Here is a 14,710-nt window from a genome sequence, read left to right on the forward strand (position 1 = left end):
GGTGCCAATCTTCCCTTCTAAAACATCTGCGCGGCTTCGAGTCCCAAATTTAACAATTTCAAGCGTTGGTATCTGTGTTGGTATAATGTCTTTAGTCTTTATTTTAATTAATATTAAATCATGAGGTTACATGCAATGTGCGAGTCCGGCCTTCGCACCATACAAGGCTTTTTCTGTCAGCGGAAGACAATTGGATACCCCCTCATCAACCTGTGTGAGGATACATAGCGAGAGATGTGATGATTTTTTCTGACGATAAACAATCTGTTTATCAATGGTATATAGACTATGCCCGATGCGTGGTATTAAATGACGTAGCAGAATGGTGCGACTTTTTTAGTCATCTTTTTTAAGACAAGGGATTGGACGCTTTCGCCGTCAGGCGGCATGACATCAGGTTTGTTGCATGTTGTTCGGCTGCTGAATGCCCGTAAATGACAGGTGTAGCAGTATTGATGTTAATGAAATGGACACCTCCCCATATTGGCTTCAGTGAACCATGCTGTAAGTGTCATCCAACAGCACAATGAAGAGGTGTCCCATGGAACAAATTATCGGAATTGATCTGGCAAAGCGAGTTTTTCAGGTTCATATCGTTTCTGCACAAGGCGAGAAAAAGGCGAACAAAATGATCACTCGTGAAAAGCTGATGGCTTTTATTGCTCAGCAACCCTTGTCCAGAATTGTGATGGAAGCGTGCGGGAGTGCCAATTACTGGTCCCGCCAGTTTAAGACATTCGGGCATGACGTCAGACAAATCAGCCCGCAGTATGTGTCGCCCTTCAGAATGGGAAATAAGAACGACAAAAATGACGCCACCGCTATTGTCGAGGCTGACAGTCGTCCGGGAATGCGCTATGTACCAGAAAAAAGTCTTGAGCAGCAGGATATTCAGTGTATTCACCGGGTTCGCCAGCGGTTGATGAAAAACAGAACGGCGCTGATTAATCAGATTAGGGGGCTGGGTCTGGAATACGGTATTGCGATACCGGAAGGTGCACACAAAATCATGACCTGTCTGCCCGATTATCTGGAAGACGCGGAGAATGAACTTACCGCTCTCAGCCGACAACTGTTTCACGAAATATGGCTGGAACTGCAGGACTGCCAGCAACGTATCAAAACGCTGGATGTACGCCTGGAGCAGATAAGTACACAGAACGAGGATACAGCCCGGCTGGTAAATATACCGGGTATCGGGCCACTGGGGGCATCAGCACTGACGATAGCGCTGGGTGACAGCCGAAGTTTTAATAATGGCCGACATTTTGCCAGTTATCTGGGATTGGTGCCCGGTGAGCACAGCAGCGGCGGTAAACCCAGACTTTTGGGAATAACGAAGCGTGGCGATGGTTATCTGCGCGGCTTGCTTATCCATGGTGCCCGCTCCGTGGTTTATCGTACGGTTAACCTCCCGGATGAGCGGTGTAGTGCCCTCCAGAGATGGCTGAAGGGTATTATTGTTCGCGGCGGCGTGAATAAAGCCGTTGTGGCGCTGGCGAACAAAAATGCCCGGGTGGCCTGGGCATTGGTAAACCAGAGAACAGAGTATAGGATTCAGTAACAATCTGATTGATAAGAAGTCCAAAGCGTTGATGTACTGACAGGTAGAACCGACTCTCTGTCAACCTGGCAAATAGCTCGGCCACAGCAGGCCATGGCGTTAATGAGGCCAGAGAGTACGGATGTTCATCAGGGCTCACGAAGCCGGATATATGTGTGTGACTACGTTGTCAGAAAAAACCAGCCCGTGCTTGCACTGGGTCGGTGTCCATATATGCTATTTAGCATAACTCTGCAATAAAAATTTTTTTGTGGCCTTTATTCTGATCGAGATGTCATCCATGCGAAAGTATATTCTGTTTTTTTTCATGATAATCATGTTGACAGGCTGTATAACAAAATCACAGGCACCTGATCCGTTACAGGTTCAGCTTGCAAATTATGGAAAGCTGCCCGAGGATTATAAACAGGGTGTTAAAAATCACTTTTATTACCGCTTAAAAGATCCCTACAGTGCCCATTATAAATTTTTCGAACCTTACAAAGGTTATTCGTGGGTAATGAATGTTCCGGTTGATAAAGAACAATTAATGTTTGGCTGGATTATTCCGGTATCAGTGAATGCTAAAAATGGATTTGGTGCTTATGCGGGTGCGACGAAAGTAATGATGATTTATTCTAATGGACAATATCATGAGCTTCCCACTCTAAAAGAAAAAGTAAATATTACGCGTGTGCCGTAATTTATATGTACATGATGAGAAGCGGTTATGCACTATTCTCATTGTTATTTCCCTTCAGAAAATATAAACAGGCGCGACAAATGCAAATAGCCTGAAAATCGCTCAGTCCGACGTGAACAATAGGATTTATCGTCGAATGTCACCGATCACCAATCGGACTGAGCGATGTCAATAATGTACCCTGCCTTGAGCGGCGAATGTGTTTCAGCGATGTTGCCAGCGTACTATTGTGCCCGTTCTTGCATAAAGCGGGATGGGTTCCTTCGCCTGCTGCACCGCACGGGTATAGCGTTCCGCCTGTTCACAGATTTCCAACAGCGCCGGGATCAGGTGTGCGGCAGCATTTAGGCTGGCACCGAACTGGTAGCGCTGTTCATGGCTGAAGTCGGTATCGTCTTGCAGTCTCTCACCGAGTTCACCGATGCCGTGGCACAGCCCGGAAACAGTTTCAGCGGCGATAGCACCCAGATCACACAATTGAACCTCATCGAGCTGGTAGAGCGGCAGGCTGGCGATCAGGTCACGGAAAATGGTGATGCTGCTGTCAGCGGGAGTCGTGTAGATGTCTGTCATAATCGTCATTCCTTAAAGAGGATGGTTATCAACCATCGTCAAAGAGTTCCAGACTTTGGTGGTAGCCCAGAAAGGGTTGGAACTCCGGCACATCATAAACCGGCCAACCTAGCGGTTTCCCTGCCTGAGCTACCGCAATGAGTGTGCCACAGCCCTGATTCAATATTGATGGTATCCAGGGTTCCACGCCCGGTTGCAGATATGGCCGCAGCACACACACTCTACGCCAGCTGCTCACTGGGTGAAATGGGCTGGATAAATTTACAGTAGAGTTGTGGCGCGTTTTGGAATACTGCTCGCAAAACAGAGCAATACTCCATTGTGGGCCCCCGTTTTACATGTAACTTTCTGAGTAGGGTGCTGTTGATTGTTATCATGAAATTATTGTCATTTAAATCGGCATATATGCGGCTTTTTTTGACTCGACATTGATGTTTTCGATTAGTTTTACTCTCTCTTTTTATTCTGGAGATGGACTAACTTTATTCTTGCTTTTTAGTATTCTGATATGGGTTGTAGTCCGGTTAATCCAATTACTGATTGCCATTTTTTCTGGCCTGTATTCCAAGGCCGCCGCTAATATTGGTTTAATCTTTGCTTCAGTAATCTCCGATCCCTCGCCTGTTTTTCCCGCTTTAGCACCAAAGGGATTTTCCTGCCGGACATTATGGTGTGAAGACATTTATTGACGGGAGGAACACCATGAAGGGTTACCATATAAAAGAACAGTACCACCGTAAGTCTTGGGTGCGCAGTGAGAGCACCGATACTGAAGTGGCGGCGTTGCGCTACTTGCCGGATTTGTTAAATGCGCTGGCATTGTCGATGCCGGTGTCTCCTTCAGTGATGACGCGTGAAATTGAAGGGGAAACTTTTTTCGATATACTCTACCGCTGTGACTTCAATGCCCGGCAAAATATTCATCAGATTGAGAAGATTTTCTCAGAAAAAGAGGCGTTTACACCAGAGTGGCTGTCAGGTGCCGATCTGGCTTTGCCGGTGATAGCCTCTGAGCAGCATCCTCTGGATGACCGCCATTACCTGTTGCTGGGGCTGGATCTCTTCGCTGCCAGCGATGCACTGTCACTGCGTACTGCCGCGCAAGGGTGGGCCGATACACACCTGACCGGGAAAGCGCTGTCTGCAAGCCAATTTTTGGAGCTGAAACCCCAGCCAGTTTGCCTGTATGCCGGGGTGTTGCACGGCCATGCCGGGGCAGCGCTGTCACGCGCGCAATTGACCGGCTGGCTGGAGCGGATGCTGCAACTTCATGGTCAGCCTGAAACCACGGTTGTTGTCTTGGCTCCCGTTGCCGACAGAACAGGGTTCGACGGCTGGTTTGGCTTATACCGCTACCCCGGCGCGGATGAGGCGGTGCTGCAATGGCGGCCGTTATCGGTGCTTGTGGCTGAGCCGTCCTTCTGGCTGGCGATGAAACACACCGGGCAGGCGCATAATGTTTATGTCAGTACGATGGGGGCTGCGGCCTATTCCGGCAATCCATAAACCGCTTATGGCGCAATCGGCTATGCCTGATACAAAAAACGGCAAAGCTGTAATGCCATGATAATCATGTAGCTGCCAATCAGGCTGTCGATAATGCGCCAGGTGGTCGGGTTGGCAAAATAACGCGCACAGGCGGCAGCGGTATAACCAATGGTGTAGAACCAGACGAATGAGGCGCTGACGGCTCCGGCCAGATAAAACAGCTTCAGTGCTGGCGCGATGGCAGAAGAAATACCGCCGATAATCGCTACGGTGTCGAGATAGACATGGGGATTAAGCAGGCTGACGGCGAGTGTGGTGCCAATAACGCTACGCCGCTGACGCAGATTTCCACCGGCCGGGGTCATCGTCAGTTGATTGTTGCCGCGCCAGGCGCTTTTCAGCGCGTTATACCCATACCACAGTAAAAAGATAACGCCTGCCAGAGTCAGGGTGACGAGGGCTGGTTTACTGCTGTTGATCATTTCACCAAGACCGAGTACGCCAAGGGTCATCAATACCATATCGCATAAAAAACACACCGAACTGACCCAGAACACATGTTCCTTGCGCATCCCCTGGCGCAGCACAAACGAATTTTGGGCACCGATGGCAACAATAAGCCCGGCACTGCTCATAAAGCCGGTGATAAAAACAGGTATCGACATGATTGGCTATCTCTAAACGCGGTAACACGGAAGTGGGTGTGGTGCCTGTTATTGCAGCACGGCGTGGATAATGGCGGGGTTTTTAGTATAAGGCCAATCAATAAATTTAATATATTATTAGAATATCTAATTTAAAATGATCGTCATTTATCGCTAAAGAAACATGAGGAGAACGAGACAGCGTCCCTTAGCGTTTGACGAAAACCTGTTCACGGTGATAGCGCAGGTGAGCCGGGTTGGGGGCATAACGCGCGTCTGGTGGCAGTTGCAGTGGCTTGCCTTCATATGCTTCAAACAGCGATGTGGTGGCGCGGTCTTTACGCTTTTTAAGCCGTGGTGACAGTATCAGTTCCAGATGGTCATTCACCGTAATCAGGCCGATATCAAAAGCCTTGTCGTGCAGGGCGGAAAGACACAAGCCGTTGCTCGGGTCAAGCCGGTGTTCTGGCGCGTCGCGCCAGGGGAGTATGTGGCTGGCAACCAATAACGAGGGCTCTGCAAGCCCGGTAATGCAGCAGCGTTCGTGGTAAGCGCTCAATACCCGTTTGCGAAACAGTTGCTGGCCGATACGGGTTTTGACCGTATGTTGACGCTCCTGACCGTAATAGTCGGCGGGCGTTTCCTGGGCCGATGGTGTGCAGGATAAGGGCGAGTGCTGTGGGAGTGCGGCTATCGCCTGCTGACATTGCAGCTCGAAGGCATCGGGATCGCGGTCCATTTCTTGCCAGAGCTCCCGGTCCATTTTGGAAACCTGTGTTAATCCACTGCGGCCGGACTCGATTATCATCGGGTCGAGGCTGGCAAGATTCACCAGCTTCATCGCCAGCGCCGAAGGGGTTCTGCCGATAAGCGCGGCATACTGCTTAATCTCGGCGTTACGGGCGTGCATTTTGCCGAACGGTAATTGGCTGTAGAGCGTAAATGCAACCAAGAGCTGTTCGCGCGTCCAGCGTGAAGTGGCGGCCATGTTATTCCTGCTCGTTAACCCTGTTTGTTAACACAACGCGTTATTGTGAGGTGTTAACTATGCCAGGTCAGGCAGAAAAAATCATGCAACTCATCAACGTGATAAGGCACAAATTGCGTTCTGCATCAATTGCCTCATCGGTGCAAACACAGTAGGGTAGCGAAACAACAACACACGCAGCAATAACGTGTAACCATCCCCTTTTCTGTCTGTTTTTTTGGATTCTATCTTGACTATTGTGACGTCTTCACAAGCCTCCTCCGTGGCGGCGGATGGCTTGCCAATGCCAGCGCGTATCGGCGCGATTCTGACGATTGCCTTCGGTATTGCCATGGCGGTGCTGGATGGCACGATTGTGAACGTGGCGCTGCCCAGTATTGCGGCTGATTTCAACGCCAGTCCGGCGTCATCTATCTGGATTGTGAACGCCTATCAACTGGCGATCACCATGACGCTACTGTCCCTCTCCTCACTGGGCGACCGCATCGGCTATCGCCGTATTTATCTGGTTGGGCTGGTGCTGTTTACGCTGACCTCGCTCATCTGTGCCTTGTCCGATTCGCTGCTTACATTGACGATTGCCCGCATTCTGCAAGGGTTGGCGGGGGCGGCGCTGATGAGTGTGAATACCGCGTTGATTCGGCTCATTTACCCAAAAGATAAACTCGGACGCGGTATGGCGATTAATTCGCTGGTGGTAGCGGTGTCGAGCGCTGCGGGGCCAACCCTTGCCGCCGGTATTTTGAGTGTGGCGTCATGGCAATGGCTGTTTGCCATCAATGTGCCGTTAGGTCTGGTGGCATGGGGGCTGGGCTGGTGCTTCTTGCCACGTAATGAGGGGCTTAAAGCTCAGCGTTTTGATACCTCTGGTGCATTGCTCAACGCAGTCACCTTTGGGCTGTTCTTTATCGCCCTGGGCGGTTTTGCCCAGCAACAGAGTGGCTGGCTGACGCTGGGTGAACTGCTGTTGGCGTTGCTGGTAGGGTACGTCTTTTTCCGCCGCCAGCTCGGCCAGGATGCCCCGCTGTTACCGGTGGATTTGCTGAAAATCCCGGTGTTTGCGCTCTCTGTTGCCACCTCGATAAGCTCCTTTTGCGCCCAGATGCTGGCGATGGTGTCGCTGCCGTTTTATTTCCAGCACATGCTGCATCTTAATGAGATTGAAACCGGGCTGCTGTTAACACCCTGGCCGCTGGCGACGGTGGTCGTTGCCCCGCTGGCCGGTCGCCTGATTGAACGCGTTAATGCCGGTGTGTTGTGTACGCTTGGTCTGATGATGTTTTCACTTGGGCTCTACTCGCTGGCCTGGCTGCCTGAATCGCCCGGCTACTGGGATATTGCGTTACGTATGATGCTGTGCGGCGCGGGGTTTGGTTTATTTCAGTCACCCAATAATCACACCATTATCAGTGCGGCACCGCGCCATCGCAGCGGTGGGGCTAGCGGAATGCTGGGGACGGCGCGTCTGGTCGGGCAGACCAGTGGCGCTGCGCTGGTGGCGCTGATGTTTAACCTGTTCAGTACGCAAGGCACACAGGTTGCCTTGATGGCGGCGGGTAGTTTTGCCGCGCTGGCCGCGCTGGTGAGTGGGCAACGCATTGCGCGCTTGTCGCCACGTTAACGGTGGCTGCGGGCATATCCTGCCTGTACCTATCGGGATGATGACAAAACGGCTTGCCACCCGGGGATGAGAAAGGCGGCGAACATGCAGTGCGCCACCCTGGCGCACCGACGGGTTATTTTTGTAATTTAGCTTGCTTTAGCGTGGTGAACAGGCGTTCCTTGTCATGAACGCTGAGGTGTTTTTGTGTCACGGCGTGGATAAAGGCCGTGTGATTGAGCTGCTTTAAATCCACCCCCTGTTGGTGCAGCGCATCAGCCAGTTGCTGTAGCAGGGTGGCGTTCAGTGTGGCGATGCTGGCCCGAACCTCGTCCAGCGGGCGGGGTTGCCAGTTTGTTTCCGGTGTGGCGAGCCAGTCGGCGCGGTAGCGATACTGAATGGCTTTCGCCGCGTCCATTTGCGCCTGAATAAACGGTGTGACCGAGTCTGCATCCAGCCCATACTGTGTTGCCTGCTGGCGGCTGGCTTTCAGTACGTTGTCTTCCTGCTGTAAGTCCTCGATGGCCAAATGATGGGCCGCTTTATAGCCTGCCACATCTTTCATATAGCCGAGTCGCTGATTGACCAGCGAGGCCAAATCGTTGCTTTGTGCGGCCAGCACACTGGTACTGATGAGGCAGGCGGCAAGACAGATTGTCCGTAACATAGTGTCTCCAGATAATAGAAAGGTGCAGTACGAGAGAAAAACGGCGTATAGCTGATGAGGCTAAACCCGGTGGTGACGGCTTCCTATTGTATGCAGCGCAGAGGGGGGAATGGCGATAACAGATTCGTAACCAGACGTAGCGGTTCTTTGCATTTCGTTAAGTGATTTATTTTGGTTATTTTACTAATTGATTTTATTTCTATTGGTTACTTTTCTGGTTGCCTGTCGTGATGCGCTTGCGGCTGTGCTGCGCCCCCCGCCCGGTCAATGGCGCACTGACCGGGCGGGGGCGCAGGGATGAAACCCTCATACGCCGGGACATGAATGGATACGTGTCACGCGCCTTTTTCTGCGGCATGGTCTGGCCGGTTTGCTGATAGTGAGGTTACGGCCAGTGTGCGCCGCAAACCAATCAGCAAACCGCTGCCTGCCAGCAGCGACAGCACGATGGCAAAATACAGGCAACCGGTCAGCGGCCAGCCATAGCGCTCGCAGACAAACAGCAACCCGCCAGCCAATGGCAACACCGATTGATTCAACATAGCTATCAGAGAAGAGACGCTGGCCAGACGATCGGTGGGGATAAGCCTTAATCGCAGGCTGCGCATGATGTTGCCGGTAAAAACCTTGCCAACAATACCCAAAGCATAACAGCTGATAAACAGCGCTGGCTGTGTCAGGGCTCGAGTCAGTAACAGCGATGAGATAACGATTAACCCAAGACCCAGAGCCAGCAGACTTTCCCGGCGCATGTGTTTGAGCGCGTGGGCATATATTAATGTGGATAAAAATCCTGCTATACCGGCACAGAGATCGATAAAGCCGAAATATTTCACTGACAAGCCCATTTGATTTTCAATTAATGCAGCACCGCTGGATTCGACTAATCCATCAAACAGATTATTTCCCATCGCCAGCAGGATCATCAAAATAATAAACGGGCGTTTTAGCATCATCAGGGAAGAGAATAGGGAGCCAGATGCTAAACAGGGTGTGGTTTCTTTATTATCCTGTGAATATTCTGGTGTGGAAGTAAACAGACGTGAAGTAAGGAAATAATAGGCATTGCAGAGATAGAGCGTTGCAGCGATATATAATAACGTTATGAAACTGTATTCGTATAGCAGCATCCCGATAATGGGCCCCAGTACCATACCGAGCAGATCCAGCCGGGTCAGCAGGTTAGCATCGCGGTCAAGCTGTTGACTGCGTAATGCAATCAGCTTTTCCATAGCGGTGAGGGTTTGGGCATTACCAATCGAAATACAGGCACCGAGTAAACCGGCGGCAATACTTAGCGTCATTGGCTGGTCTGCAAAATTCAGTACCAGACATAACAGCAGGCAGCCAAAGGCTTTGGTGGCATCTGACGCTATCGACACCGGGCGTATTCCCAGCCGGTCAATGAGCGATCCCAGCGCCGGGATCAGCACAATACGCGGCAACCACCATAACGCATAGGAGAAGCCAGAATAGGTCAGGCTATGGGTTTCGGCGTAAACCATGACGGGGATCAGAAACACCATCAGGCCATCGGCAATAAATACCAGTGCAAGAAAAAAAAGCAGAACAGGGTTCATTGAATAATACCCCGATATCTCTGTCATTCTGCAAGTTACAAAGGCGGTGCTACCGCCGGCTGAACACAGCGCAAGATGCGCGTCAGGTTTGCTCATCATGTCATTGTGACAATATGTATGTACTTACCGTCACATCGCGTGGCAATGATATGGCATTACGGCAACTTGAGTTATTCAGAGTGAAAATATATCAGGTCACGTTTTGTAAATTAAAAAAATGACGTAAATATAAATAAAAAATAAACGCCGCCAGAAAATAGAACAGGCTAAATATAATGTTCGGCTGTCAGGAAAGTAAATATTTATTTAATGGTGGCCGCATTTCTTGTCAGCAACCGAATGTGTGGTATCAAAATAATATCTGACGGGATTACCTGCAATGCTGGCATCTGGCGCAATCGGCAATTTTGCCTGAGCAAGGTATGTGGTTGAGCGAGGTTGAGCAGGCCTGAACGCTGAGGCCGCAGGTGGCGGAATATGAGGGAGATAACAGCGTGTAAATTTTTCCTGGCGGAGTGGCGCAAGATCACGCCATTTAATACGAAATCATGTTATCGATAGGCGTGCGTTTGGTGTCAGGAAGAGGCGAGCATGAGTGCGCAAACAAAGGAAAGTTCCTGCCAGGATAAAGCTTCCGGCAATCAGAGTCTGGTGAGAGGATTTCTGCTCATTGATATTCTGAGCAATTATCCGAACGGATGCCCGCTGGCGCATCTGGCTGAACGGTCCTGTCTGAATAAAAGTACGGTACATCGTCTGTTACAAGGGCTACAGGCCTGCGGTTATGTCACCCAGGCTCCCGCGGCAGGCAGTTACCGTTTGACGACCAAGTTTATTGCCGTCGGGCAAAAATCGCTGGCTCCCCCGTCAGTCATCAGTCAGGCCGTGCCGCTGTTACAGCGGCTGAATGCCAGCACGGGTGAGACGGTGAATTTCTCCCTGCGTGATGGTGATCATTGTATTTTAATTCATAAGCTTGAGCCGACTACCGGCATGCTGCGCACCCGCGCTTATCTGGGCCAGCAGATGACGTTGTTCAGCTCGGCAATGGGAAAGCTGTTTTTGGCAGATGATTCCCAGGCGGAATTCTTGTCTTACTGGCAGCGCCAGCAACCACATTTGCGCAAACTCACCCCCTATACCATTACCGAACAGGCACGTATGAGCCAGGAGCTGGAATGGGTACGCCAGCAGGGTGTCGCGTTTGACAGAGAAGAGCATGAAGTCGGGGTGTTCTGTCTTGCGGCCCCGGTGCTGGATAGGCACCAGAAAGTGCACTATGCGATTTCGCTGTCGATGTCGGCAGTCAAACTCCGGCAGGTAGGGGAAGCCCGGCTGCTGGACCCCTTACGCCAGACGGCACTGGCATTGTCGCAGGCTTTACAACAGCAGCCTGATGGTCGCAATTGATGCAATAAGCCTGTTTTTTGGATGTCCGCGCTCAGCGGCCTGACATGCGGGTGGCGGCACTGACAGCAAGACACCAGGGGAAAAATAAACAGGCCGGGTCAATTGACCCGGCCTTTAGCATAAATGCAGTGTGGCGTTACTATGGTAGCGCTTAGTTAAGGCGCAGCCTTGATGAGGCGTTACTGGCGCTTTTCAACTGGAAGAAGCGCACCGAGTCACGCAACTGCTCGCTTTGCTCAGTCATCGACTGGGCGGCGGTCGCCGCTTCTTCTACCAGTGTCGCATTCTGCTGAGTCACCCGGTCCATCTGCTCAATGGCGACGCCGATTTCGCGGATGCCCTGATGCTGTTCGTTAGACGCCATCGAGATTTCAGCAACAATATCCGTAACTTTGGTAACAGAGCTGACAATTTCATCCATCGCATGGCTGGCGGTATCCGCATGGCGGGAGCCATCGGTAATTTTCTCCACGGTACCTTCGATGAGGGTTTTGATCTCTTTTGCGGCGTTGGCACTCTTCTGCGCCAGATTACGCACCTCACCGGCCACCACGGCAAAGCCTTTACCCTGTTCCCCGGCTCGGGCGGCTTCGACGGCGGCATTCAGCGCCAGAATGTTGGTCTGGAAAGCGATGCCTTCAATGACCGCGATAATATCGACAATTTTCTGCGAACTGTCGGAAATTTCGTGCATACGCTTGAGCATATCATCGACGACGTTACCGCCATGTACCGCGGTCTGCGAGGTCTGGCGTGCCAGCTCACTGGCCTGATGCGCGTTCTCGGCGTTACGTTTCACTGTTTCGGTTATCTGCTGCATGTTGGAGGAGGTCTGCACCAGTGACGCGGCCTGCTCTTCGGTACGCTGCGACAGGTCATTATTCCCCTGCGCGATTTCGTCAGCTGCCAGCGACATCGACTCACTGCCTTCGACAATGCTGTGAATGATTTCAGCCAGCTTGTCATTCATGAATTTCATGGTTGCCAGCAGGCTGGTGGTGTCACCTGCGCGCAGCTCGATGGGCACGTTCAGGTTACCGGATGCAACCTCATGCATGATGGTTGCCGCGTAAGTGGGCTCCCCACCCAACTGGCGAGACAGGTTGCGGGCTATCAGCGTAGCGATGATAACGGTGGCGATAAGCGCCAGCACCAGCAGGCCACACAGCACATAGAATGCGCTCTGATAGCCTTTTTCCGAAATAGCACCGGCTTCTTCTCCGGCTGCAATTTCGCTGTTCACCAGTTGTGCCAAATCTTTCATCAACTGAGTGCGGTACTTGGACGAAACGGCACCGCTGATTTTACTGGCCTCATCCAGCCGCCCACCGTTAACGGCATCAATCACCTTGACGTTAACGTCAACAAAGTTCTTGAAGTTATCCACCACCTGGTTAAACAGCGCCTGTTTCTCCTGTGGTGCATTTTTCAGCAGTTTTGCATAGTTAGCCTGTGCATTCAGAAAGATATCCTGATTTTGCAGCAACTCTACGCGATGCCCTTCCACTTCCTGCGGGGTTTTTGAGGCAATGTATTGCACCTGCTGGAGCCGAATTTCAGACAGCACGCCGCGCATTTCCAGCGCGTAACGCAGGCCCGGCATACGATCATTCTTGAAATGACCAATATTGTCATTGCTGGCATTGAGCTGATAGATAGCGACGACACCAAGCACCAGCATCATGGCGATGAGGACCGAAAACCCGGACAGGAGCTTGGCGAAAACGGTTAATTGCGAAAATTTCTTCATAGTTGTTTTCTTTAATCTGGGAGGGAAAGTGTCTTTAATAACGGCAGGATAGTGCAAAAATTTACGGTTTGCATGAGAGCAGGCCGTGATTTCGGTAAAATGTTTTTTTATTTCTGAGATGTATTTTTGTGATTTTTGTGAAGGAATTTTGTCTTTGACTGTGATTTTGGTGGTTTTTAAATAGCAATGGTTTTATAAAACATTGTTTTTATTTTAAATAAATTATTTTTTGGCTATGGCATTTTTCTTTTTCTCATCACCATGAGATTTACTCTGCTAATGATTGAGACGGCCATTATTTGCTGAGGGTGACTGCGCCTCATTTGCTGAAGCAGCCGCTGTTTTGATATTAATTCTCGCGCCGCAGGGGTGTTTTTTCACACTAAAAAAATAAAGGTATGATTGCTTGCCTGCTAAGGATTATCGGCAGGTTTCCCCGCCGGTCACTTATTCCAGCCAAAATACCGGTTTGAGTTCGGTACTGACCGGGCTGTTATCGGTATTGGCAGGCATGACCTCTTTCATATATCGCCACCAGCGCTGGCACACGTCGGTTTGGGCTATTGCATTCCAGCGCTCTTCAGATTCTATCTCGACATAACCGAACAGCAGGTGGCGTTCCGGGTCGAGAAAAATACTGTAGTGATGAGCACCGTGCGCTTTTAATACGCTTTCCAGCTCTGGCCATATCGGGTTATGCCGCCGCTGGTATTCGTCATGGCAGTCTGGAAAGACCTGCATTACAAAGGCTTTTCTTAACATGGTTATCTCGTCCTGTTGCGGTTTGAACCGGCGATGGGCGTGAGTTCAGGCTGGTGGCAACATCCCTGTTTGCCGTATCGGTAGACGGTGCTTTGTCGGGTATTCACCATAACATTCCCGCCATCGCGGCCACCGACACGGCATCCTGAACGATGTGCCGTGTTATTCGCTGTATTGTAACGCCGCTTGCATCGGCGTGACACCAAAGCGCTGGCCAAGGGCAATTAACTCTTCGGTAGCGATAGTCTGCTTTTTCCCACCCATTGAACGCACTTTTACCATCACTTCAGCTGATTTCTCGGCGGTGTCGATAAGGCCAAAGGCATCATCCAGTGACGGGCCGCTGCCAAAGATGCCATGAAACGGCCACAGCACCAGTGAGTGATGTTGCATCTGTTCTGCCGTTGCGCTGCCGATAGCATCGGTGCCGGGCACCATCCACGGCACAATGCCTACGCCATCGGGGAACACCACCAGGCATTCGGTGCTGCCTTCCCACAATTCACGGGTGAAGGCGGCACTGTTGAGTTCCAGCACATAGCTCAGGGCGATCAAGTTGGTGGCGTGGCAATGCATAATCACGCGATCGCGCCCACCGCTGACACCGATACGCACACAATGAGACTGAAAATGCGCCGCCAGTTCAGACGTGGGCAGGCCACCGTTGCGTAACCCCCAGAAAATACGGTAGCCCGCACCATCGTGGTCAACCTGAAGCAATACCAGGTTGTCTGCCGGGTCTAACTGGACATTGCGAAAAAATTTGCCAGAGCCGGTGACGATAAACCAGTGGCTGGCCAGTTGTGGCATGGGTTGCGACAGCACTTCATGACGAGGCTGGGGATAAAAATCGCTTTCAAACGGTGTGACATCATCCTGCTCAAGACGCAGGCTGATGTTGCCGCCGTTACGTTCATCCCAACCTTTTAACCACATATCGCTGGTGGCTTTGATCATTCCCTGCACAAACCAGGAGGAGAGTATTGATTGCATGCTAAATCC

The 14,710-nt window shown here is 51.1% G+C and carries 13 protein-coding genes; 5 read left to right on the top strand and 8 right to left on the bottom strand.

From position 1 onward, the window contains the following. Positions 1 to 541: 541 nt before the first annotated feature. Both DAQ1742_RS02420 and DAQ1742_RS02425 read left to right on the top strand, forming a co-directional pair. Positions 542 to 1,564, top strand: coding sequence for an IS110 family RNA-guided transposase (locus DAQ1742_RS02420; protein ID WP_027711197.1), 1,023 nt, complete (start codon positions 542 to 544; stop codon positions 1,562 to 1,564). Between the two features lie 280 nt (positions 1,565 to 1,844). Continuing rightward, positions 1,845 to 2,246, top strand: a complete 402-nt coding sequence (locus DAQ1742_RS02425; RefSeq protein ID WP_035345685.1) for a membrane lipoprotein lipid attachment site-containing protein — start codon at positions 1,845 to 1,847, stop codon at positions 2,244 to 2,246. Between the two features lie 204 nt (positions 2,247 to 2,450). On the opposite strand, the gene DAQ1742_RS02430 is transcribed toward DAQ1742_RS02425, so the two are convergent. Further along, positions 2,451 to 2,819: a hypothetical protein gene (locus DAQ1742_RS02430; RefSeq protein WP_051123995.1), complete on the bottom strand. Its 369-nt coding sequence runs from the start codon at positions 2,817 to 2,819 to the stop codon at positions 2,451 to 2,453. 702 nt (positions 2,820 to 3,521) lie between these two features. Here DAQ1742_RS02430 and DAQ1742_RS02435 point away from each other — a divergent pair. Next, positions 3,522 to 4,325: a hypothetical protein gene (locus tag DAQ1742_RS02435; protein ID WP_035339560.1), complete on the top strand. Its 804-nt coding sequence runs from the start codon at positions 3,522 to 3,524 to the stop codon at positions 4,323 to 4,325. A gap of 20 nt (positions 4,326 to 4,345) precedes the next feature. On the opposite strand, the gene DAQ1742_RS02440 is transcribed toward DAQ1742_RS02435, so the two are convergent. Then, positions 4,346 to 4,972 (bottom strand): LysE/ArgO family amino acid transporter, encoded by a 627-nt coding sequence (locus DAQ1742_RS02440; protein ID WP_035339561.1) that lies wholly within the window; start codon positions 4,970 to 4,972, stop codon positions 4,346 to 4,348. 187 nt (positions 4,973 to 5,159) lie between these two features. Continuing rightward, entirely contained in the window at positions 5,160 to 5,939 is a 780-nt protein-coding gene (locus DAQ1742_RS02445) for an HNH endonuclease (protein ID WP_035339562.1), read from the bottom strand. Positions 5,940 to 6,222: 283 nt separating this feature from the next. Between DAQ1742_RS02445 and DAQ1742_RS02450 the strand changes: the two genes are divergently transcribed. Further along, a complete protein-coding gene (locus DAQ1742_RS02450) occupies positions 6,223 to 7,560 on the top strand; it encodes an MFS transporter (protein ID WP_067486558.1) in 1,338 nt (445 codons plus the stop codon). A 115-nt stretch (positions 7,561 to 7,675) separates the two neighbouring features. On the opposite strand, the gene DAQ1742_RS02455 is transcribed toward DAQ1742_RS02450, so the two are convergent. Together DAQ1742_RS02455 and DAQ1742_RS02460 are read right to left on the bottom strand one after the other, a co-directional pair. Continuing rightward, positions 7,676 to 8,206 (bottom strand): chorismate mutase, encoded by a 531-nt coding sequence (locus DAQ1742_RS02455; RefSeq protein WP_180706223.1) that lies wholly within the window; start codon positions 8,204 to 8,206, stop codon positions 7,676 to 7,678. Between the two features lie 335 nt (positions 8,207 to 8,541). Continuing rightward, on the bottom strand, positions 8,542 to 9,786 hold the full coding sequence (locus tag DAQ1742_RS02460; RefSeq protein WP_035339566.1) for an MFS transporter: 1,245 nt from the start codon (positions 9,784 to 9,786) through the stop codon (positions 8,542 to 8,544). 591 nt (positions 9,787 to 10,377) lie between these two features. Between DAQ1742_RS02460 and DAQ1742_RS02465 the strand changes: the two genes are divergently transcribed. After that, a complete protein-coding gene (locus DAQ1742_RS02465; protein ID WP_035339567.1) occupies positions 10,378 to 11,196 on the top strand; it encodes an IclR family transcriptional regulator in 819 nt (272 codons plus the stop codon). A gap of 151 nt (positions 11,197 to 11,347) precedes the next feature. Here the strand turns inward: DAQ1742_RS02465 and DAQ1742_RS02470 are convergent, their stop codons facing one another. From DAQ1742_RS02470 to rhaD, 3 genes are all read right to left on the bottom strand, one after another. Further along, complete coding sequence (locus tag DAQ1742_RS02470; protein WP_035339568.1) at positions 11,348 to 12,946, bottom strand: methyl-accepting chemotaxis protein; 1,599 nt, start codon at positions 12,944 to 12,946, stop codon at positions 11,348 to 11,350. Positions 12,947 to 13,393: 447 nt separating this feature from the next. Beyond that, a complete protein-coding gene (gene rhaM / locus DAQ1742_RS02475; protein ID WP_035339569.1) occupies positions 13,394 to 13,708 on the bottom strand; it encodes an L-rhamnose mutarotase in 315 nt (104 codons plus the stop codon). 162 nt (positions 13,709 to 13,870) lie between these two features. Continuing rightward, positions 13,871 to 14,701, bottom strand: a complete 831-nt coding sequence (gene rhaD / locus DAQ1742_RS02480; RefSeq protein ID WP_035339570.1) for a rhamnulose-1-phosphate aldolase — start codon at positions 14,699 to 14,701, stop codon at positions 13,871 to 13,873. Positions 14,702 to 14,710: the final 9 nt, after the last annotated feature.

It is taken from the genome of Dickeya aquatica (assembly GCF_900095885.1).
Classification (GTDB): domain Bacteria; phylum Pseudomonadota; class Gammaproteobacteria; order Enterobacterales; family Enterobacteriaceae; genus Dickeya; species Dickeya aquatica.